General features: G+C 37.9%; 17 protein-coding genes. 7 read left to right on the top strand and 10 right to left on the bottom strand.

The window, feature by feature from the left end:
* Window positions 1–277: 277 nt before the first annotated feature.
* Window positions 278–1,768, bottom strand: a complete 1,491-nt coding sequence (lysS, locus tag GPZ88_RS01610; RefSeq protein WP_021142785.1) for a lysine--tRNA ligase — start codon at window positions 1,766–1,768, stop codon at window positions 278–280.
* A gap of 190 nt (window positions 1,769–1,958) precedes the next feature.
* On the opposite strand from lysS, the gene GPZ88_RS01605 reads away from it, so the two are divergent.
* Window positions 1,959–2,870 (top strand): HAD family hydrolase, encoded by a 912-nt coding sequence (locus GPZ88_RS01605; RefSeq protein ID WP_074481457.1) that lies wholly within the window; start codon window positions 1,959–1,961, stop codon window positions 2,868–2,870.
* Between the two features lie 43 nt (window positions 2,871–2,913).
* Here GPZ88_RS01605 and GPZ88_RS01600 read toward each other — a convergent pair whose 3' ends face one another.
* The 6 genes from GPZ88_RS01600 to pepF all read right to left on the bottom strand — a co-directional run bounded on the left by GPZ88_RS01600 (window position 2,914) and on the right by pepF (window position 8,457).
* Window positions 2,914–3,537 carry a histidine phosphatase family protein gene (locus tag GPZ88_RS01600; RefSeq protein WP_158914259.1) on the bottom strand — a complete coding sequence of 208 codons (624 nt, stop codon included), beginning with the start codon at window positions 3,535–3,537 and terminating at the stop codon, window positions 2,914–2,916.
* 24 nt (window positions 3,538–3,561) lie between these two features.
* Window positions 3,562–4,047 (bottom strand): aminoacyl-tRNA deacylase, encoded by a 486-nt coding sequence (locus GPZ88_RS01595; RefSeq protein ID WP_157327066.1) that lies wholly within the window; start codon window positions 4,045–4,047, stop codon window positions 3,562–3,564.
* 78 nt (window positions 4,048–4,125) lie between these two features.
* The gene (locus tag GPZ88_RS01590) at window positions 4,126–5,115 is read right to left on the bottom strand and encodes a peptidoglycan recognition protein family protein (RefSeq protein WP_166043139.1); all 990 of its coding nucleotides are present in this window, start codon (window positions 5,113–5,115) and stop codon (window positions 4,126–4,128) included.
* A gap of 67 nt (window positions 5,116–5,182) precedes the next feature.
* Complete coding sequence (locus GPZ88_RS01585) at window positions 5,183–6,037, bottom strand: glycoside hydrolase family 25 protein (RefSeq protein WP_074626420.1); 855 nt, start codon at window positions 6,035–6,037, stop codon at window positions 5,183–5,185.
* Window positions 6,038–6,185: 148 nt separating this feature from the next.
* A complete protein-coding gene (locus GPZ88_RS01580; protein WP_166043138.1) occupies window positions 6,186–6,665 on the bottom strand; it encodes a glutathione peroxidase in 480 nt (159 codons plus the stop codon).
* Entirely contained in the window at window positions 6,658–8,457 is a 1,800-nt protein-coding gene (pepF, locus tag GPZ88_RS01575) for an oligoendopeptidase F (RefSeq protein ID WP_166043137.1), read from the bottom strand. Before pepF ends, GPZ88_RS01580 begins: the two co-directional genes overlap by 8 nt.
* A 312-nt stretch (window positions 8,458–8,769) precedes the next feature.
* On the opposite strand from pepF, the gene ppc reads away from it, so the two are divergent.
* The 6 genes from ppc (at window position 8,770) to tpiA (ending at window position 16,879) form a co-directional block, all read left to right on the top strand.
* On the top strand, window positions 8,770–11,592 hold the full coding sequence (gene ppc / locus GPZ88_RS01570) for a phosphoenolpyruvate carboxylase (protein ID WP_166043135.1): 2,823 nt from the start codon (window positions 8,770–8,772) through the stop codon (window positions 11,590–11,592).
* A gap of 114 nt (window positions 11,593–11,706) precedes the next feature.
* A complete protein-coding gene (gene ftsW / locus GPZ88_RS01565) occupies window positions 11,707–12,993 on the top strand; it encodes a cell division peptidoglycan polymerase FtsW (protein ID WP_166043133.1) in 1,287 nt (428 codons plus the stop codon).
* Between the two features lie 143 nt (window positions 12,994–13,136).
* Window positions 13,137–13,646 (top strand): RNA polymerase sigma factor, encoded by a 510-nt coding sequence (locus tag GPZ88_RS01560; protein WP_166043131.1) that lies wholly within the window; start codon window positions 13,137–13,139, stop codon window positions 13,644–13,646.
* Entirely contained in the window at window positions 13,630–14,604 is a 975-nt protein-coding gene (locus tag GPZ88_RS01555; RefSeq protein WP_166043130.1) for an anti sigma factor C-terminal domain-containing protein, read from the top strand. Before GPZ88_RS01560 ends, GPZ88_RS01555 begins: the two co-directional genes overlap by 17 nt.
* 128 nt (window positions 14,605–14,732) lie before the next feature.
* The gene (gene tuf / locus GPZ88_RS01550; protein ID WP_021142772.1) at window positions 14,733–15,929 is read left to right on the top strand and encodes an elongation factor Tu; all 1,197 of its coding nucleotides are present in this window, start codon (window positions 14,733–14,735) and stop codon (window positions 15,927–15,929) included.
* Window positions 15,930–16,120: 191 nt separating this feature from the next.
* Window positions 16,121–16,879, top strand: a complete 759-nt coding sequence (gene tpiA, locus GPZ88_RS01545; RefSeq protein WP_009854602.1) for a triose-phosphate isomerase — start codon at window positions 16,121–16,123, stop codon at window positions 16,877–16,879.
* A 96-nt stretch (window positions 16,880–16,975) separates the two neighbouring features.
* Here tpiA and GPZ88_RS01540 read toward each other — a convergent pair whose 3' ends face one another.
* Genes GPZ88_RS01540 through yidA form a run of 3 tightly spaced genes read right to left on the bottom strand, consistent with a single transcriptional unit; the run spans window position 16,976 to window position 20,234 of the window.
* Window positions 16,976–18,211 carry an aminoacyltransferase gene (locus tag GPZ88_RS01540; protein WP_166043128.1) on the bottom strand — a complete coding sequence of 412 codons (1,236 nt, stop codon included), beginning with the start codon at window positions 18,209–18,211 and terminating at the stop codon, window positions 16,976–16,978.
* Window positions 18,211–19,425 (bottom strand): aminoacyltransferase, encoded by a 1,215-nt coding sequence (locus GPZ88_RS01535; protein WP_166043126.1) that lies wholly within the window; start codon window positions 19,423–19,425, stop codon window positions 18,211–18,213. The genes GPZ88_RS01540 and GPZ88_RS01535 overlap by 1 nt, the downstream gene beginning before the upstream one ends.
* On the bottom strand, window positions 19,425–20,234 hold the full coding sequence (gene yidA / locus GPZ88_RS01530; protein ID WP_074564106.1) for a sugar-phosphatase: 810 nt from the start codon (window positions 20,232–20,234) through the stop codon (window positions 19,425–19,427). The genes GPZ88_RS01535 and yidA overlap by 1 nt, the downstream gene beginning before the upstream one ends.
* Between the last annotated feature and the right edge of the window lie 151 nt (window positions 20,235–20,385).

The following is a 20,385-nucleotide window of genomic DNA, read 5'->3' as shown; positions in this document are numbered from 1 at the left end:
ACTAAAAAGAATCTCATCTAAAGTAGTTATAATCCATAATATTTAAAACCTTTCCTTGAATTATGTACTGACCCCCAAAAGTTAGACAAAAAATCTAACGATTGGGGGGAGGCCAAGCTTTCAACCAAGTCTTTATCATCGGTTCTTTGATTGTCCTAATCACAAGCCCACTCGCTTACTTCACTGATACAAAAGAAAAAAAGTGATGGAGAAAATTTGAGTATAGGAAAACCACTAGCTTAGCTAGTGGTTTTTATTCTATATTCTTTCCGCTAAATTATTTCATTGTAGGGAACAACAAAGCGTCGCGGATTGTTGTTGTATCTGTAAGGAGCATGACAAGACGGTCGATACCGATACCAAGTCCACCTGTTGGTGGCATACCGTATTCAAGGGCTTCGACGTAGTCGTAGTCAACACCTGTTGCTTCGTCATCACCAAGTTCTTTGGCTTTAGCTTGTGCTTCGAAACGGGCCAATTGGTCGATTGGGTCGTTAAGCTCTGAATAAGCGTTACCGTATTCTTTAGTCATGATGAAGAGTTCGAAACGGTCAGTGAAGCGTGGGTCTTCTGCATTTTTCTTAGCAAGAGGAGAAACTTCAACTGGGTGTCCGTATACGAATGTTGGTTGAGTCAATGTTTCTTCAACGAATTCTTCGAAGAAGGCATTGATAATGTGACCAACTGAAGTGAAGTGTTTTTCAACTGGAACATTTTTCTCTTTAGCAAGTTCTTGAGCTTCTTCAAGAGTCATTTCTTTCCAGAAGTCTACACCAGTAACTTCTTTGATAGCGTCAACCATGTGGATACGTTTGAATGGTTTGTCGATAGCAATTTCAGTACCTTGGTAAGTGATAGGTCCGTTACCGTTAACAGCAGCTGAAGCGTTTTGGATGATACCTTCTGTGATATCCATGATATCTTTGAAGTCAGCGTATGCTTGGTAAAGCTCGATCATAGTGAACTCAGGGTTGTGAGTTGCATCCATACCTTCGTTACGGAAGACACGTCCGATTTCGTAAACTTTTTCCATACCACCAACGATAAGACGTTTCAAGTGAAGTTCCAAAGCGATACGAAGAACCATGTCCATATCTTGCGCATTGTGGTGAGTAACGAATGGACGGGCAGCAGCACCACCAGCTTCGTTGTGAAGAACTGGAGTTTCAACTTCTAAGAAGCCAAGTCCATCAAGGTAACGACGGATTTCTGAGATGATTTTTGAACGTGTTACAAAGCGGTCGAAGCTTTCACGGTTTGAAATCAAATCAAGGTAACGTTTACGGTAGATTGTTTCAACGTCAGTAAGTCCGTGGAATTTTTCTGGAAGTGGACGAAGTGCTTTAGACAAGTGAGTGATGTGAGTTGCTTTGATTGTCAATTCACCCATGTCTGTACGCATAACTTCACCTTCGATACCGAGGAAGTCACCGAGGTCAGCTTTTTTGAAAATTTGGTAGTTTTCGTCACCAACAGCATCTTTACGGACGTAGATTTGGATTTGACCGTCGCGGTCTTGGATGTGAGCAAAACCAACTTTACCTTTACCACGCTTAGTCATAAGACGACCAGCGATAGTAGCTGTTTCGTTAATTTCATGCAATTCTTCTTTGGTTTTGTCAGAGTATTTTTCTTTTAATTGACCAGAAGTAGCTGTGCGTTCAAAGCGAGTTCCGAAAGGATCAATGCCTTGTTCAGCCAAAGCGGCCATTTTTTCACGACGCACGATTTGTTGGTCGTTTAATTCTTCGATGTGTTCGTTTGACATGTTTTCCTCCAATATATATTCTTTCCTATTGTAACATAAATAACGCTAGAATTCACTTTATTTTTGCTTGTGTGAGGAGGCTTTGAGGAAGAAAGTGTTTTCTAGTTGCAGAAATGACTTTAATTGAAAAGAAAGCCAAAAAATAGTATAATATGTGACGGTAAAAATAACTTAGAGAGAAAAGAGATTCATGATTACTTCAATTGTTTTTGATGTTGACGATACGATTTATGACCAACAGGCGCCTTATCGCATTGCCGTTGAGAAATGTTTCCCTGACTTTGATATGAGTAAAATCAATCAAGCTTACATTCGTTTCCGCCATTATTCAGACGTTGGTTTCCCGCGTGTTATGGCTGGTGAATGGACAACTGAATATTTCCGCTTCTGGCGTTGTAAAGAAACTTTGCTTGAATTTGGTTATCGCGAAATTGATGAAGCTACTGGTGTGCACTTCCAAGAAATCTACGAAGAAGAATTGGAAAACATCACAATGCTTGATGAAATGCGCATGACGCTTGATTTTCTTAAAGAAAAAGGTGTTCCAATGGGAATCATCACAAATGGTCCAACAGAACACCAATTGAAAAAAGTTAAAAAACTAGGTCTTTACGACTACGTTGACCCTAAACGTGTCCTTGTCAGCCAAGCGACTGGTTTCCAAAAACCTGAAAAAGAAATCTTCAACCTTGCTGCAGAGCAATTTGACATGAATCCTGCAACAACACTTTACGTTGGTGATTCTTACGACAACGACGTTGTTGGTGCCTTCAATGGTGGCTGGCATTCAATGTGGTTTAACCACCGTGGACGTAGCTTAAAACCTGGTATCAAACCGGTTTATGACGTTGCTATTGATAACTTTGAACAATTATTTGGTGCTGTTAAAGTTCTCTTTGACCTTCCAGATAACAAGTTCATCTTTGACGTCAATGACAAGAAAAACCCAATCCTTGAAATGGGAATTAACAACGGTTTGATGATGGCAGCAGAACGTTTGCTAGAAAGTAACATGAGTATCGATAAAGTTGTTATCCTACTTCGTTTGGACAAACAACAAGAAAAAATTCTTCGTATGAAATACGCAAGACACAGTAAATAATCAAAGAAAAGCTCTCCTTATGGAGAGCTTTTTTGTACTTAAATTATTTTTCTTTGTAGTAAGTATCATTCCATTTGATACAAGAGTATTGGTCGAAGTCAAAGGTTTCAATGACGGTAACACTGCCATTGTCCAAGCCACCATTAGAGCGTAGAACCGCAGGCTCATAACCAAGCAAACTTCTGATTGAAGCTGTGAAATTTGCGCCATGTCCAACAAGAAGAACATGTTGGTAAGGTTGGTCTTTCATTGAACGGATAAAGCCCTCAACGCGTTTTGTGGTTTGATAAAGTGATTCAGCGTTGAAAATATCGTTATCAAATTTCGCCAAATTGTGACGGAAGGCATCCATTTGTGTTGGATAAATGTCAGTCATTGTTGAGATTTTGCTACCTTCAAGTCTACCAAGATGCCATTCGCGCAGCGCTGGTTGAAAACTGATCGCTTTTGGATAATTGCTACGTGACATGATGATTTTACAAGTATCACTGGCACGTTTTAAATCGCTGGAAAAGACAGCGTCGAATTTGATATCTTTGAGGTAGTCTCCTAATTTTTCAAGGTCTCGAACAGATTCTTCTAATAGTGGGGAGTCGCCATTTGCTCCTTGAAAACGCCCTTCGAGATTCCATTGTGTTTTACCATGGCGTACAAAATAAAATTTCATTCTTGTACCTTCTAATCTAAAGCATTATTGGTGTGAGTCATCGCGTAAATCAGCAAAACTTGCACCGACAAAATCTGCCAAGGTTTGGCTATCGATGCGGATTGAGCGTCCAACTTCACCGGCAGAGACAATCATTGTTCCCATTTCTAGAGCGCGATTATCAATAAAGATTGGGAAATTGTGTTTTTGGCGAATGCCGACAGGATTATTTGCCCCGTGAATGTAACCTGTTGTTTTTTGAAGATTCTTTTGTGGAATCATGCTGACTTTTTTATTGCCAGAAACTTTAGCAAGTTTTTTCTCAGAAAGGTGCTCAGTAATTTGAACGATTCCGATAAGTGGACCAGTTTTGTCACCAGTCAATGCTAGGGTTTTGAAAATATCTGATTTTTCAATGCCTTCAGGTAGCTCGTCTTTCAATGCGTTGATGGCTAAGCTATCGTGTTCAATTTTGGCTTTATCTAAAATTTGGTCGACCAAAGTCTTTTTAAGTTTTGCTTTTTTTGCCATTTTCCCTCTCAATCTTTCTATTTCATTCTATTCACCTACTATTGTACTAAAAATAAAAAAAGGTACAAGTTTGCACCTTTATAGTGTGTTGTAATATGCTTGGACCAGTTCGACAAAATCTTCAACGTCATAGTCACAATCAAAGTAGTCATTAGCACTTTCTGACCAATAATCTGTTGGGTCAACATGGTCAGTTCCGCCAAGGTAGTTGCTAACCATTTCGTGTGTCCAAATAGTACCGTTACCATTTTCTTGACCAAGTGTCACGGGAAGGTCATATTTTTTAAGCATGTATGCCGTGTAATAAGCAGCGTTTGCTAATTGCTTTGCAAAGCCATCTTGTGAGGTTTCATGTGTTAATTCAAATTGAATGTAGTAAGGATTGGCTTTGGCGCCAGCGCCTTGAGCTTCGTAATTTTCATCAGCAATACGAAGAATGGTTGCATCGTCGATGAAAGAATGGACAAAAATGCCTTCTTCATCATAATTTTGAACCATATAGTTCACTTCACTTTGGATAGTTGAATCATCAACGCCAGTATCGTGAATAATGATTCCACGAGGTTTACCATCAGAGGTTTTATAAGCGCTTTGTTCAAAGTTCTTTTCAATACTATCTGTAATCTTGCTGTGTGAATAGGTAAGTGTCCCAGCAATATATTGGTTGATGGCGTTTGTTTGCTGTAGTGAAATATTTTTGGTGTCGATATAGTAAGTTTCACCATTCATGTCAAATTCTGCAAGGGTAACTTCTTTTTCATTGATTTTAGCTTTGTAATAATAAGCATCGATAGATAACTCGGTGTCTTTTGGAAGACTGGTGCTTGAGCCATTCTTTGTGTAAATATTAGCTTTAGTGCTTGAGACAGTGGCTGTTTGAGACGTAGTGTAGTTGCTAGCTGATGACAAATCCAAGTCTTGATCAAGCGCGTGTGTAATAATTCCCGAAAAGAATAGTTTAGAAAAAATGATTATAAGTGCAGCAAAGGAAATGACTAAGACAGAAATGTTTAGGTAAACTGATTTTTGATGTCGTTTCCTCCGAGAGAGATGTTTCTTTATTGTCATGCTTAAATTATAATTTGATTGGCTTAAAGAAAAATAAAAAGACTAGCAAAATCAAAATGCTAGTCCTTTATTTGTTATCAGCTTTTCCGAAAAGCTTTTCGTACGTTTCTTTTCGATCTTTGGTAACGGCGATTTGGTTCAAATCAAGAGCAGAATCAAATCCGCCGAGATAACCTTGTGATGTATATTGATGAAGATCGTAATCCAAGTCTGTTTGTGGAGCGGCATCATAGTAACCAGAGTCAGAACCATAAGCAGGAATCCATACGGCATCAAAACCGTCAACAGAGATTTCTTGCTCAGTCATGAAGTAAGTACCAATGTAGATACCAACTTTTTCAGCTCCAAGTCGTTTTAATTCGCTTAAGAATGCCTGTACACCCTTATTCATGTCTGACATAGTCGCTTCCTCAACGTCAATCCAGTAGAAAGTAGGTTTGTAAGGTGAAGCATTTTCGTAGAAGGTCCTTGCTTCATTTTTCATTTCCTTAACGCTTTTTCCGAGGGCGTAACTGTAGACGGCTACAGGAACATTTCGTTTTTGAAATTCTTTAATATGTGTCTTAAACGATTTATCGATACCAGTTGTATAGGCAGCGTTGCTATCTTTACTGATTTGTGACCCTCCATAGACACGTACGATAGCACCAGAAATATTTTGAGATAAAGTGTCATAATCAATTTCATTTGGTAGTTGCCAACCTGAAACATCGATAATCGGATTAAGAACGAATTCTTCATCAGTTTCTGAAGTTGATGTAGTAGGGGTCGTGCTTGAGCTACTCATAGTTGGGATAGAAGCCTTAGCCGAAGCCAGTTGTTGCTTTCGTAAGCCGTCAGAGTGAGCTTTACCAATCACGAGAAGCAGCCCAAACAGGGCAAAGAAAACTACAACAACAATTGGTTTTAATCGTCTTCTCATTAGTCATATTTTAGCGTAAAAAGAATCAAAAATCAAAACAATGATCATTTTGTAACCAATTTGTCATATTTTTTAACAAACTATCTATGGACATCACGAAAGTCAGTAACGCCAGTAAAGCCTTTGCAATAAGCTTTTCTGGGGTATGTTATTTGAAAAGGCTTTCTAGTTCTGTAACAATTGTTTCAGGTTCTGTTTTTGCAGAAAAGCGTTTGACGACATTTCCATTTTGGTCAATGAGGAATTTGGCAAAATTCCATTCAATACGCTTGCCAAGAGGACCTTTTGCCTGACTTTTTAGCCAGTCATAAAGTGGATTGGCTTCTTTACCATTGACTTTGATTTTAGCAAAACGTGGGAACGTAGTCTGATAATTTAGCGTGCAGAAAGAGTTGATTTCATCAGCAGTTCCCGGCGCTTGATTCATAAACTGGTTACAAGGAAAATCTAAAATTTCAAAGCCTTTGTCATGGTAAGTATCGTAGAGTTTTTGCAAGCCTTCGTATTGTGGAGTTAAGCCACATCCAGTTGCTGTATTAACTACTAAAAGAACCTTGCCTTGGTATTTTGAAAGAGAAATATCAGTGCCGTCTTGAGCTTTGACGGTGAAGTCGTAGAGATTAGTCATGGTTGAGCTCCTCTGTGTAAGTGATGATTTGGTCGACAGTATCACTTAAGAATTGGATAGTGTCGCGCAGTGGTTGAGCTGTTGAGATATCAGCACCGATTAATTTTGCGGTGTCAAGTGGTGTGCGTGAGCCACCAGATTTTAAGAAATTAAGCCAATCTTTGTCACCATTTGGATTGTTTTTCAGGTTAAGGTAACCAGTAGTTGAAATCACCATACCAGCTGAGTAAGTGTAGCTGTAAAGTCCCATGTAGTAATGACTTTGACGCATCCAAGTAAGAGCAGCATCGTCATCGATTTCAACCGCATCACCCCAGAATTGACTTAGGACATCTTTCATAATGTTGTTAAGCTGTTCAGCACCAAATGTTTTCCCTTCTTCAATCAAGTTATAAACACGACGTTGGAAAGCAGCTTCCAATAAGTGTGTGATGAAGTTGTGGAAGTAAGTATCTGTCAAACGATGCGCTAGTGCAAAGCGTTTTTGACGAGGGTTGTCAAATTGTTTTTCAAGATAATCGCTTAAAAGCAGTTCATTGAAAGTTGATGGGGCTTCAACATAATAAGTTGACATGTGAGTGTTGAAGTAGCTTTGGTTATTGTCTGAGAAGATAAATTGACCAGAGTGCCCGATTTCATGAATAAGTGTGTAAACGTCAGACATACGACCTGTCCAACTCATGAGGATATAGGGGTGAACTTTGTAAGGGTCAGCAGCATAGCCACCAGAATCTTTGTTAGCATTAGCAGCAAAATCGACCCAGCGTTCTTTTCTAAAACGAGAGACTTCGTTTGCATATTCTTGACCAAGAGGTGCCACAGATTTCATGACTAAATCATAAGCGTCATCAATAGTAACTTCAGGATTAAGTTCAGCGTCCAAGTCAAGTTTCCAGTCAGCAAATGTCATTTTATCAAGACCATTGACTTTGGCAACGTGTTTGAGATATTTTTGAGCTACTGGAGCAAATTCAGTCATGATAAGGTCGATTTGTCGGTCGAACATGGCACGGTCAACTTCTTGTTCAGCTAAAAGATAATCAAAGACTGAGTCATAGCCACGCATATCGGCGATGAGTTTTTCAGATTTGACTTGGGCAAGATAAGCGCTAGCAGCGGCATTTTGGTGTTTGCGAAGTCCTGCTGAGAAAGAACGAAAAGCTTTTTCACGAACGTCAGCATTTTCGTGGTTTTGATAGAAGTTTTCATAAGTGACAAAAGAGTTTTTATAGATTTTGCCGTCAACTTCAAAATCGTCCATTTCAAAGTCACCTGCACGCATCTTAGTGTAAATATCTTGCGGTGCCCCGAAAACTTCTCCAAGATTAGTCAATGTTTTTTCAACTTCTGGTGAGATAAAGTGACTTTTCTTAATTTTGGCTTGACGAATGGCTGCGCTAAAATGTGGGTTTGCTTCAAGAGCATCAAGAATATCAGAATCAGCAGTAGCAAGAGCAGTGTCAAAGAAGCTGAGTTCTACATTAGCTTTGGTAAAGAAATCAGCTCCAGCTTTGGCAATTTGCGCAAATTCTTCGTTGCTAAAATCTGTCGTTTGTGGCATAAAAGCGTAATTGTCAATGTGACTCATCTCGATGTAGATTTGCTCGATTTCATAAAGAGCACGAGTAAAGTCATCGACAGTTGAAAGTTTATCTTGGTAGTTTTTCGTGAAAAGATTAATATCTTCTAGTGTCTTTTCGATATGACGTAGAAAATCTTCGCGGTCTTGGTAAAGAGCGCTTAAATCCCACAGTTCATTTTCAGGAAATTCAGAACGGTGTTTTAATTCCATGGTTGTACCTCTTCTTATAACATTATTATGGAACAGTATATCAGAAAAAAGTGGTTAACTGAAAAGAGAGCCACTATTTTTCTAAAAAAATTTTTTAAGCCAAGCTTGTTTTTTGGTAAAGCGGTGACATTGCTTATCTAACAAGCTTTGTCAGGAATTCTTGCTAACAAGTTTCTTTAAAAAAGTCAGAAAATTATATAAAATAATGTGCAATTTATAGAAATTGGGTTACATTTTCCGTAAAAAGTGGTATGATTAAGTAGTACGCTTGTAATAAAGGATTAAAATCCGAACAAAAAAGGAGTGAAGAGTGTGACAATCCAAAAACTGGAGAACAATGATACCCAGTCGATCATTACCGAGGAAGTCAAAGTACTTAAAAGCTTACTCGATGAAACAACCCATCAAATGGTTGGTGATGAGGTATTCGCTAAAATTCAAAACATTGTTGAATTGTCAGCAAGTGATGAATACGGCAAACTTGAAGAACTAGTAGCTCAGTTAACCAACGAAGAGATGGTTGTTGTGTCTCGTTATTTTTCAATTTTGCCACTGTTAATCAACATTTCTGAAGACGTTGACTTTGCTTATGAAATCAACTACCAAAATAATACAAATCAGGATTATCTTGGCAAACTCTCTATGACTGTTGACATGGTTTCAGAAAGCGAAAACTCTAAAGAAATCCTTGAAAACGTAAATGTTGTACCTGTCTTGACTGCTCACCCAACACAAGTTCAACGTAAAACGGTTCTTGAATTAACAAACCATATTCACGACCTTTTGCGTAAATATCGTGATGTGAAAGCAGGAGTAGTTAATCGCGATAAATGGTACACTGACTTACGCCGTTACATTGAAATCATCATGCAAACGGACATCATTCGTGAGAAAAAACTTAAGGTAAAAAATGAAATTACCAATGTAATGGAATATTACAATGGATCCTTAATTCAAGCGATTACTAAGTTGACGTCAGAGTACAAACGTTTGGCTGCTGAAAAAGGTATCGACCTAACAAATCCAAAACCTATCACAATGGGTATGTGGATTGGTGGTGACCGTGATGGTAACCCATACGTAACTGCTGAAACTCTTCGTTTGTCAGCTACCGTTCAAAGTGAAGTTATCATCAATTACTACATTGAAAAATTGACAGGTCTTTACCGCACATTCTCACTTTCAACAACGTTGACTAAAATCAGCCCTGAAGTTGAACGTTTGGCAGAATTATCAAGCGATAAATCAATTTATCGAGAAAACGAACCATACCGTAAAGCTTTCAACTACATCCAATCAAAATTGATTCAAACATTGATTGAATTGAAAGCTGGTCCAACTATTTCACGTCGTGCACTTGAAAATAGTAAACTTGGTTCAGACGTTTACGCAAGCACTAACAACGCAAGTGTTATTGCTAAATATTTGCAAAACAAAGTTAATAAAGTTTCATCAGAACTTCAAGATGAAATTCCAAGTTATAAAACAGCTAAAGAATTTAAAGACGACTTGCTTATTATCAAACAATCATTGCTTGATAATGGAGATGATGCTCTCTTGACAGGTGACTTTAGCGAGTTGCTTCAAGCTGTTGATGTCTTTGGCTTCTACCTTGCAACAATCGATATGCGTCAAGATTCAAGCGTCAATGAAGCTTGTGTCGCAGAATTGTTGAAATCAGCAAATATCGTTGACGACTACAGCGCTCTTTCTGAAGAAGAAAAAGTTAAAGTCCTTCTTAAAGAATTGCAAGAAGACCCACGTACATTGTCATCAACAAATGCTGAAAAATCAGAACAACTTCAAAAAGAATTGGCTATCTTCCAAACAGCTCGTTACCTTAAAGATAAATTAGGTGATGAAGTTATCAAACAACACATTATTTCACACACTGAAAGTGTTTCTGATATGTTTGAATTGGCTATCATGCTTAAAGAAGTTGGACTTCTTGATAACCAAAAAGCGCGTGTTCAAATCGTACCACTTTTTGAAACTATCGAAGACCTTGAAAACTCACGTGGTATCATGGAAGAATTCCTTGATTATGATATCGTTCGTCGTTGGGTTACTGCTAATAAAGGTTACCAAGAAATCATGCTTGGTTACTCAGATAGTAACAAAGATGGTGGTTACTTATCATCTGTATGGACACTTTACAAAGCTCAAAATGAATTGACTCGCATCGGTTCAGAACGTGGTATTAAAGTGACATTTATCCATGGTCGTGGTGGTACTGTCGGTCGTGGTGGTGGTCCATCATATGAAGCAATCACATCACAACCATTTGGTTCTATTAAAGACCGCATTCGTTTGACAGAACAAGGTGAAATCATCGAAAACAAATACGGCAATAAAGACGTTGCTTACTACAACCTTGAAATGTTGCTTTCAGCGACAGTTGACCGTATCGTTACTCGTATGATTACAAATCCAGATGAAATCGATACTTTCCGTGAAACAATGGATGGCATTGTGACATATTCAAATGGCGTTTACCGTGATTTGGTATTTGGCAATCCACATTTCTACGATTACTTCTTCGAAGCTACTCCAATTAAAGAAGTATCAAGCTTGAACATTGGTTCACGTCCAGCTGCTCGTAAGACAATCACAGAAATCTCTGGTCTTCGTGCAATTCCTTGGGTATTCTCATGGTCACAAAGTCGTATCATGTTCCCAGGTTGGTACGGTGTTGGTTCAGCCTTCAAACACTTCATCGATGCTGAAGAAGGTAACCTTGAAAAACTTCAACACATGTATGAAAAATGGCCATTCTTCCATTCACTTCTTTCAAATGTTGACATGGTATTGTCTAAATCAAATATGAATATTGCTTTCCAATATTCTAAATTGGCAGAAAGTGAAGAAGTTCGTAATGTCTTCAATGTTATTCTTGACGAATGGCAATTAACAAAAGATGTTATCTTGGCAATTGAAAAACACGATGACTTGTTGGAAGAAAATCCATCACTTCGCGCAAGTTTGGATTACCGTATTCCATACTTCAACGTTTTGAACTACATTCAAATTGAATTAATTAAACGTTTGCGCCATGATGAGTTGGACGAAGATTACGAAAAACTCATTCATACTACAATTAACGGTATTGCCACAGGATTACGTAATTCTGGCTGATATGTTTAACCAAGGTCAAGGTCTGGGATTAAGTTCTCAGACTTTGACTTTTTTTTAGCCCAGAAAGATGATATAATGTTATATGATAAATTCGAAGATATTATAGGTGACTCTATGAAAATTGATAAAAGGCATCTCCTAAATTATTCCATCCTAGTGCCTTATTTAATCCTTTCAGTAATTGGACTGATTGTTGTTTACTCAACCACTAGTGCGACGCTGGTTCAGTATGGAGTGAACCCATTTGCGTCAGTGCTGAACCAAGGTGTTTTTTGGATAATTAGTCTGTTTGCAATTGGTTTTATATATAAGTTGAAATTAAACTTTTTAAAAAACTCTCGTGTTTTGACAATGACCATGATGGTAGAAGTAGTACTCTTGTTGATTGCACGTTTCTTCACTAAGACCGTCAATGGTGCCCATGGTTGGATTGTCATTGGTCCTATTAGTTTCCAACCTGCTGAGTATTTGAAAATCATCATTGTTTGGTTCTTAGCCTTTACTTTTGCAAGACGTCAAGAATTGATTTCGACATATGACTATCAGGCTTTGACTAAGCGTAAATGGTGGCCAACCAAGCTTAGTGATTTGAAAGACTGGCGCGTGTATTCATTAGTTATGGTTCTTTTGGTTGCAGCGCAGCCTGACCTTGGAAATGCAGCTATTGTCGTTTTGACTGGTTTGATTATGTATTCTGTCAGTGGTGTTGGCTATCGCTGGTTTTCAGCCATTCTGGCTACTATTACAGCTTTCTCAACAGTCTTTCTTGGGATAATTGCTATTGTCGGGGTTGATAAGATGGGTAAAGTTCCAGTCTTTGGTTATGTTGCTAAGCGCTTCAGCGCTTTTTATAACCCATTTAAAGATTTGTCTGACTCAGGACACCAATTGGCGCATTCATACTATGCGATGAGTAATGGTGGCTGGTTTGGACGTGGTCTTGGAAATTCCATTGAAAAAGGTGGCTATCTTCCAGAAGCAACTACAGACTTTGTTTTCCCAGTTGTGATGGAAGAACTTGGTATGATTGGAGCAAGCCTCATCCTAGCTCTGCTATTTTTCCTAATCTTGCGCATCATGCATGTCGGAATCAAGGCTAAGAATCCATTTAACTCAATGATTGCTCTTGGGACTGGAGGAATGATTCTAATGCAAACCTTCGTTAATATTGGTGGTATTTCAGGATTGATTCCATCTACAGGGGTTACTTTCCCGTTCCTATCACAGGGAGGAAATAGTGTTTTGGTCTTGTCAGTAGCAATTGGTTTTGTTTTAAATATCGATGCTAATGAAAAACGTGAAGAAATTTACCGCGAAGCAGAAGCAGAATTACAAGCCAAGCAACGACTTACCCAAATTCAAGAAGAAGATAACGTTATTGATTTAGATAGTTTTTATTAATAATAGAAATCTCCTAAGAAATTAGGAGATTTTTTTGTAACCAAACCATTTTTTTAACGTTATAATAGTGAAAAGAAAAAATTTAGCTAGGTATTTTGATTTTCAAGCGTTATATCAAAAATGAGATTCGAAGGGAAAGGAAGGTGAATAGGATTAAACTGGATGGTTATGAAGTTGAATTATTGAAATTTGCACAAGAAATTGCGTATTATTTACAAAAATCTGGTGCCAGTGCTGAAAGTGCACACGATATTACTCAAGATGTTCTTGTAAAGATGCTAGAAAGTGAGATTATACTTCCTTTCGAGAAAATGAGGGCATGGATGTACCGTGTAGCGGTTAGGCTTTATATTGACCGCTATCGACGTGATAAAAAGTATTGGGAAATCCTACAGAAAGAATTTTTTAAAGAAGAGAATCTTATTGTATTTGATTCACCGGATTATGAGCCACTCTATCAAGCTATTTTATTACTAGAAGAAAAGTATCGCATAACAATTGATTTATTTTATTTTCAGAACTTTTCTGTAAAAGAAATTAGTCAGGTGATAGGAGTTTCTATTAGTAAAGTGAAAATTGATTTGATGAGAGGTCGTCAAAAATTGAAGAAAATATTGGAAAAAGAGGGATACACTTATGAAGAATTTAAGTGATTTTGAAAAAATTGCTCGAAAAAGTAAACGTCGAAATAGAGTAAAAACAATTTTTATTAGTTCTATAGTAGCCTTATTCAGTTTAGGACTAATTATGAAAATTATGACAGAGGTGACTAGCCATAATGGTAATAAGGTAAAAGAGCACTATTTATTGATGTCAGAAATTGCTTATCCAAATATTTCTTATACTAATTGGTATTTTACACCGACATCAAATTATTCTGGACAGTTTCATTCAGATCGTTTTAAAACTATTGATGGCATTGAGGTACCATATGAAAGCATGAATGCAAATTACTCATTGCGTATCGCTGATTTAGAGGATAGTGCTGTTTGGCAGACTGGTAATAAAACTGCTTCTTATACCCATATTAATCATTACAAAAACCCAATGTTTTTCAATATTAATCATGATTATAGTAATGAAGATACATTTCAAGTAACTAAAGATATTAGTATAATTAAAGAAATGAACAAGCAAGCTGTTGAGGTAGCGGTTACTTTTGATAGAGGTTATACTTATCAAGAAATTCAAAAGAAGATTCCAGATAACTTATTGATTAATTGGTATTGGATTGGAAGTAGTGGTAAAAGTGATACTGCGACTCTAACACCTGATACACAATATGGTTTAAAAAGTTATGACGATGGAAAATTGACTGAAAAAGATTTTTTACAATTTAGTTCAAATTTAAAAACTGCTCTTAATAAAGGTTATATAAATGACAAGGGAGAAACAACATATCAAAATGGTGAGACAGTAAAAATAGATTCAAAAGAAGAGGTCGAAGATTATTTAAGTAACAACAAGGATTTTAGTAGTGCAAAATTTTCTGGTGTTATTATAACAGGGCGTGCTGAAAGCTTTGCACAACTTGAAAATAAAGATTGGATTTACGCTTCGAATATTGGTCAAAGTGTCATGATTCAGCCATATCACACCCTTACGAAATGAAGAAATCTTAAATTAAGCAGTAAAATACTTGCAATTCTTGCATAATTTGTTAAAATAGTAAGGTAAAGTTAGACTGTATTGCCTACTGTCTATCTATAAAATATATTTTATTGGAGGCTTTTACCCAAATGGCAAAAGAAAAATACGATCGTAGTAAACCACACGTTAACATTGGTACAATTGGACACGTTGACCATGGTAAAACTACTTTGACAGCTGCAATTACAACAGTTCTTGCTCGTCGTCTTCCAAGCGCAGTTAACACACCAAAAGACTACGCTTCAATCGATGCTGCTCCTGAAGAACGCGAACGCGGTATCACAATCAACACTGCACACGTTGAGTACGAAACTGAAAAACGTCACTATGCTCACATCGACGCTCCAGGACACGCAGACTACGTTAAAAACATGATCACTGGTGCTGCCCAAATGGATGGTGCTATCCTTGTAGTAGCTTCTACAGATGGTCCAATGCCACAAACACGTGAACACATCCTTCTTTCACGTCAAGTTGGTGTTAAACACCTTATCGTCTTCATGAACAAAGTTGACCTTGTTGATGACGAAGAATTGCTTGAATTGGTTGAAATGGAAATCCGTGACCTTCTTTCAGAATACGATTTCCCAGGTGATGAAATCCCTGTAATCCAAGGTTCAGCTCTTAAAGCCCTTGAAGGTGACACTCACTACGAAGACATCATCATGGAATTGATGAACACTGTAGATGAATACATTCCAGAACCAAAACGTGATACTGACAAACCATTGCTTCTTCCAGTCGAAGACGTATTCTCAATCACTGGTCGTGGTACTGTAGCATCAGGACGTATCGACCGTGGTACTGTTAAAGTCAACGACGAAGTTGAAATCGTTGGTATCCGTGACGACATCCAAAAAGCTGTTGTTACTGGTGTTGAAATGTTCCGTAAACAACTTGATGAAGGTATCGCAGGGGATAACGTTGGTGTTCTTCTTCGTGGTATCCAACGTGATGAAATCGAACGTGGTCAAGTTCTTGCTAAACCAGGTTCAATCCACCCACACACTAAATTCAAAGGTGAAGTTTACATCCTTACTAAAGAAGAAGGTGGACGTCACACTCCATTCTTCAACAACTACCGTCCTCAATTCTACTTCCGTACAACTGACGTTACAGGTTCAATCGAACTTCCAGCAGGTACTGAAATGGTAATGCCTGGTGATAACGTTACTATCGACGTTGAATTGATTCACCCAATCGCCGTTGAACAAGGTACTACATTCTCAATCCGTGAAGGTGGACGTACTGTTGGTTCAGGTATCGTTTCAGAAATCGAAGCTTAATTTTAGTTAATTAATTAAGTTCCCAGATAACAATTATTAGTCAGATAGTAATTGTGAAAAAGGGCCCCGTAAGGGGCTCTTTTTTTATGATTTTATTCGATGTTTGTGCCTAAAAATTCCCTCTAACCTTTAAAAGATGCTGAAAATATGATAAAATAAGGGGGTAAATAAAAATAGAAGAGGTATGTGAAATGTCACGTAAACCATTTATCGCTGGTAACTGGAAAATGAACAAAAATCCAGAAGAAGCTAAAGCATTCGTTGAAGCAGTAGCTTCTAAATTGCCTTCATCAGAACTTGTTGAAGCTGGTATTGCAGCTCCTGCACTTGACCTTTCAACAGTTCTTGCTGCAGCTAAAGGTTCAAACCTTAAAGTTGCTGCTGAAAACTGCTACTTTGAAAACGCTGGTGCTTTCACTGGTGAAAACAGCCCTAAAGTATTGTCTGAAATGGGAACTGACTACGTTGTAATCGGTCACTCAGAACGTCGTGAATACTTCCACGAAACTGACGAAGATATCAACAAAAAAGCTAAAGCAATCTTCGCTAACGGTATGCTTCCAATCATCTGCTGTGGTGAAACTCTTGAAACTTACGAAGCTGGTAAAGCTGCTGAATTCGTAGGTGGACAAGTTTCAGCTGCTCTTGCTGGATTGTCAGAAGAACAAGTTTCTTCACTTGTTATTGCATACGAACCAATCTGGGCTATCGGTACTGGTAAATCAGCTAGCCAAGACGACGCACAAAAAATGTGTAAAGTTGTTCGTGACACAGTTGCAGCAGACTTCGGTCAAGCAGTAGCTGACAAAGTTCGCGTTCAATACGGTGGTTCAGTTAAACCTGAAAACGTTGCAGCTTACATGGCTTGCCCAGACGTTGATGGTGCCCTTGTTGGTGGTGCATCACTTCAACCAGAAAGCTTCCTTGCTCTTCTTGACTTTGTAAAATAATCAAGAATCATTGAAGTTATAAGGCTACTTGCTTTTGGCAAGTAGTTTTTTTTTGCATGAAAAAAAGCTTTGGAATAAATTTCCAAAGCTTTTTAATTAATAACGTCTAAGTAATTTTTTGAGATTATGAATAAGTTTGTATTTGAGTGGATGAGGGTAATAGCGGAAAGTCCCCATTTTACGGGTAATGTAGCCGTTATAGTTCTGTTTAAAGCGTAGAACGCCGTCAGATCCATCAAATTCTCCTGTGATACCTAGAAGATTGTAGGTTGTAATACCGCGCTTAATCGCCTCTAGCATGACGTGTTCTTGAAGAAGAGCTGGTGCGTAGAATTTATTGAACTCAGGGTAAGAACCAGAGAAGAGGTAGACAGCTTCTTGTTTGGTATAAACGAAGAGGCTACCCGCTAAGATAACGTTTTGTGAGCCATATTTTTCAATGAATGTTTTGGCTTCTGCAATACGTGTATCAAAGGTTGCTGATTGGCTTGATAATTCACGCAACTGATTTTGTTTCTTTTCAGAAGCATTATTATTTTCAATAGCTGTGCGAAGTTTCTCGATTCGTTTTTCGAGTTTAGCTTGGTCGCTTTCGAGATGTTTGAGGTAATCTTGGAAATTAAGGCTTGCTACCATAAATTCACAAGCATCTCCAAAGCAATCATAGAAATCTTGATAGTAGTCTAGTGACTTATCGACATAGTCTCTTCGGTTAGATGTTGCAGAAGTGATTTCTTTGAAGAGTGGAAGTTCGCTACGATCAAGTTTTCGAAGAGTAATTCCAAATGTTTTAGCTTTCTTAACAAGTGGACGACCTTTTTTGCTAAATGATTTTAGTAAGGATTTTTCATCCAAATCAGTCAAATCTTTGACGTAATGCCAATCAGGTTCTCCTCCAGGGTAACCAGTCAAAAGCCCGTCGTGTTGATAGCCTAGTGATGTGAAATCTTCAATCAAGTTGGTTCTTTCATCATCAGTTGGTTCACCGTTGGTGTCAAAGTGTTGATAGGTATCAAATGGTTTAACCAATAATTCGATGGCACCATTTTCTTTGGCGTAGCTTTGAAGGCCTTGGTAAAAGTCTTTTAGGTAAGACTGATCACGAGAAGCAGGACCAGAATTGATTTCCATATGAAGTCCGCCAGCTACTGGTATAGTGTAAAGGACACCAGCAACTTGGAGTTCATCAGCTTCTTTTAACCCAAGAAAAGTGACTTGGTAGCCACGTTTTTCAAGCAAATCTGCCATTTCGACAGATTGCATGAAAGATTTGTAGTTGACGGTATTGCAAAAAGTCTCAAAAACTTTTTTATTGATAATCTCAAGAGACATTAATGGCTATTTCTCCTTTGTTTGCGAATGTTATAAGCCAAGTTTGATAGTTTGTAAAGCAAACCATTTACTGGAATGTTAAATTCACCGATGAATTCTTCAATTGTTGGATTGAAGTTTGATTTGAATTTAGTCAAACCGTCATCGAGTGTTCCTTCAACACCACCCATATTTGCCCAGATGATGCCATCAGCATAAGCATCTTCAAATACTTTTGGATAAAGTGAGTATTGAGGATAGAATTTCTTGAACTCGTCGTTCATACCAGCGTAAAGCATTTCCATAACGTTACCGAATGAAACTGATAAGATACCTGCGATGATTAATTCATCAGGGTATTTTTCAACGAATTCTTCAAATTCTTTGATGTATTTTGTAACAGAATTTTTTTGTTGAGTGAGTTTTGTCAAACGTTTCTTTTGGTGTTCAGCTGTTTCAGCCAAGTCTTTTTCGATTTGAGCTAATTGTTCTTTGTATTCAGCCAAACGTTTTGGTAGGTTAACTTTTGCCAAGTGTAGGTAAGCATCATCACCGTAAATTTCCATCATTTTACGGAAATAATCTTCGTTACGAAGAGCAACACCTTTGCGGTTTTCTGTAAGGGCAACGACATCAGCAAAAGCTTTCACGTCATCGATTGTACCACGTGTAGTGATAACACCACGGTGAACGGCGTCTTTCATCAAACGTTTTGTGTGTTTAGGGAAAGTTGATGTCATGTCTTCTTGTGTGTAGACATTGGCTTGGAAACGAGGTTGGATGCTTTCAGCAATAGTTGTTGTGCGTCCAGTCCATTCACAACCAGCAGCTTTTAAGTTGTCGATAGCAAGAAGTGTGTCTTTATTTTCATCAACTTCTTCACCGATTTTGTATTGTTTAAGCAACAAAGCTGGGTCCATTTTGATGAAAAGGGCATGTTTTGTTTTACCGTATTTTTTAAGTGATTTGATGACAAATGTGACGAGTTCTTTGTCACTGTAATCCATAATTGGTCCACGTGGGATGTAAAGCATAGTGAAGCCAAGTGGCAATGCTTTGATTAGGATAGAAGCAGAAGCAACTAATTGGTCATCCTTGTAAAAACCAATACGTTCGTTGTCCCAATTGTCTTTAACTTTTTCCCAATTTGATGATTGTAAAAGGTTTGTTTGATTGCTTGATTTTGCAAAATTATCGTGTTCTTCAGCTGAGATACCGATTTTATAGCTATACATTATTTTAAGACCCACTCTCTAAGGGCGTGTGCAACGCCACTTTCTTCGTTTGATTTTGTAATATATTTAGCGATTTCTTTAAGTTCTGGTGTACCATTTTCCATAACAACTGGGTTTCCAACCGCTTCTAGCATGGCACGGTCATTTTCGGCATCACCGATAGCCATAGTTTGTTCAGCAGTAAGCCCCATTTTTTCAGCAAGGTGCTTGATGGCATTTCCTTTGCTAGCTTTTTTGTTCATGAATTCTAGGTAAAATGGTGTTGATTTAACAATCGTGTATTTATCGAAGAATTCTTGTGGAATTTTTTCGATGGCAGCATCAAGAACTTCAGGTTCATCGATGTACATCATTTTAATAATTTCTTTATCGCCCATTTCTTCTGGAGTGCGGTAAAAAATTGGCATATTAACCAAACTTGATTCGTGAACCGTGTATTTTCCAATGTTGCGGTTAGCCGTATAAATACCTTTTTTCGTGATTGCATGCATGTGAACATCCAATTTACGGCTAAGGAATTCAATATCAAGATAGTCTTCGTAAGTCATGGTTTCCGTGATGATGTTTTCACCGGTTGACGTATCTTGGACTAGTCCACCATTGAAGGTAATAACATAATCGCCTTCTTCTCTTAGATTTAATTCGTTAAGAAGTGGCTGAACACCTGGGATAGGACGTCCAGTTGCGATAATGACCTTAACACCTTGTTTTTTAGCTTCTTGAACAGCCTCGAAAACTTCAGGCGTGACTTTACGGTCGTTGGTTAAGAGTGTGCCGTCGATATCGACAGCGACTAATTTAATAGACATAAGGTTAATTTACCCCTCCTAAAGAATCTCTACCTATATATCTTACTAAAAAGTGGCTTATTTGTCATGGGGAACACAAGGAATTCTAAGAGGTACCGTTTTCATTTTAAAAAAAGAAAAGAAGCTAGGTGAAACCTAGACAATTTGTCAT

Origin of the sequence: Streptococcus ruminicola (genome assembly GCF_011387195.1) — a bacterium.
Lineage (GTDB): Bacteria > Bacillota > Bacilli > Lactobacillales > Streptococcaceae > Streptococcus > Streptococcus ruminicola.
This window is presented reverse-complemented; position numbering and strand designations above follow the sequence as displayed.

Coding starts and splice junctions, on each gene's coding strand:
- lysS (WP_021142785.1), bottom strand. CDS start 1,768: ATGTCAAACGAACACATCGAAGAATTAAACGACCAACAAATCGTGCGT.
- GPZ88_RS01605 (WP_074481457.1), top strand. CDS start 1,959: ATGATTACTTCAATTGTTTTTGATGTTGACGATACGATTTATGACCAA.
- GPZ88_RS01600 (WP_158914259.1), bottom strand. CDS start 3,537: ATGAAATTTTATTTTGTACGCCATGGTAAAACACAATGGAATCTCGAA.
- GPZ88_RS01595 (WP_157327066.1), bottom strand. CDS start 4,047: ATGGCAAAAAAAGCAAAACTTAAAAAGACTTTGGTCGACCAAATTTTA.
- GPZ88_RS01590 (WP_166043139.1), bottom strand. CDS start 5,115: ATGACAATAAAGAAACATCTCTCTCGGAGGAAACGACATCAAAAATCA.
- GPZ88_RS01585 (WP_074626420.1), bottom strand. CDS start 6,037: ATGAGAAGACGATTAAAACCAATTGTTGTTGTAGTTTTCTTTGCCCTG.
- GPZ88_RS01580 (WP_166043138.1), bottom strand. CDS start 6,665: ATGACTAATCTCTACGACTTCACCGTCAAAGCTCAAGACGGCACTGAT.
- pepF (WP_166043137.1), bottom strand. CDS start 8,457: ATGGAATTAAAACACCGTTCTGAATTTCCTGAAAATGAACTGTGGGAT.
- ftsW (WP_166043133.1), top strand. CDS start 11,707: ATGAAAATTGATAAAAGGCATCTCCTAAATTATTCCATCCTAGTGCCT.
- GPZ88_RS01555 (WP_166043130.1), top strand. CDS start 13,630: ATGAAGAATTTAAGTGATTTTGAAAAAATTGCTCGAAAAAGTAAACGT.
- tuf (WP_021142772.1), top strand. CDS start 14,733: ATGGCAAAAGAAAAATACGATCGTAGTAAACCACACGTTAACATTGGT.
- tpiA (WP_009854602.1), top strand. CDS start 16,121: ATGTCACGTAAACCATTTATCGCTGGTAACTGGAAAATGAACAAAAAT.
- GPZ88_RS01540 (WP_166043128.1), bottom strand. CDS start 18,211: ATGTCTCTTGAGATTATCAATAAAAAAGTTTTTGAGACTTTTTGCAAT.
- GPZ88_RS01535 (WP_166043126.1), bottom strand. CDS start 19,425: ATGTATAGCTATAAAATCGGTATCTCAGCTGAAGAACACGATAATTTT.
- yidA (WP_074564106.1), bottom strand. CDS start 20,234: ATGTCTATTAAATTAGTCGCTGTCGATATCGACGGCACACTCTTAACC.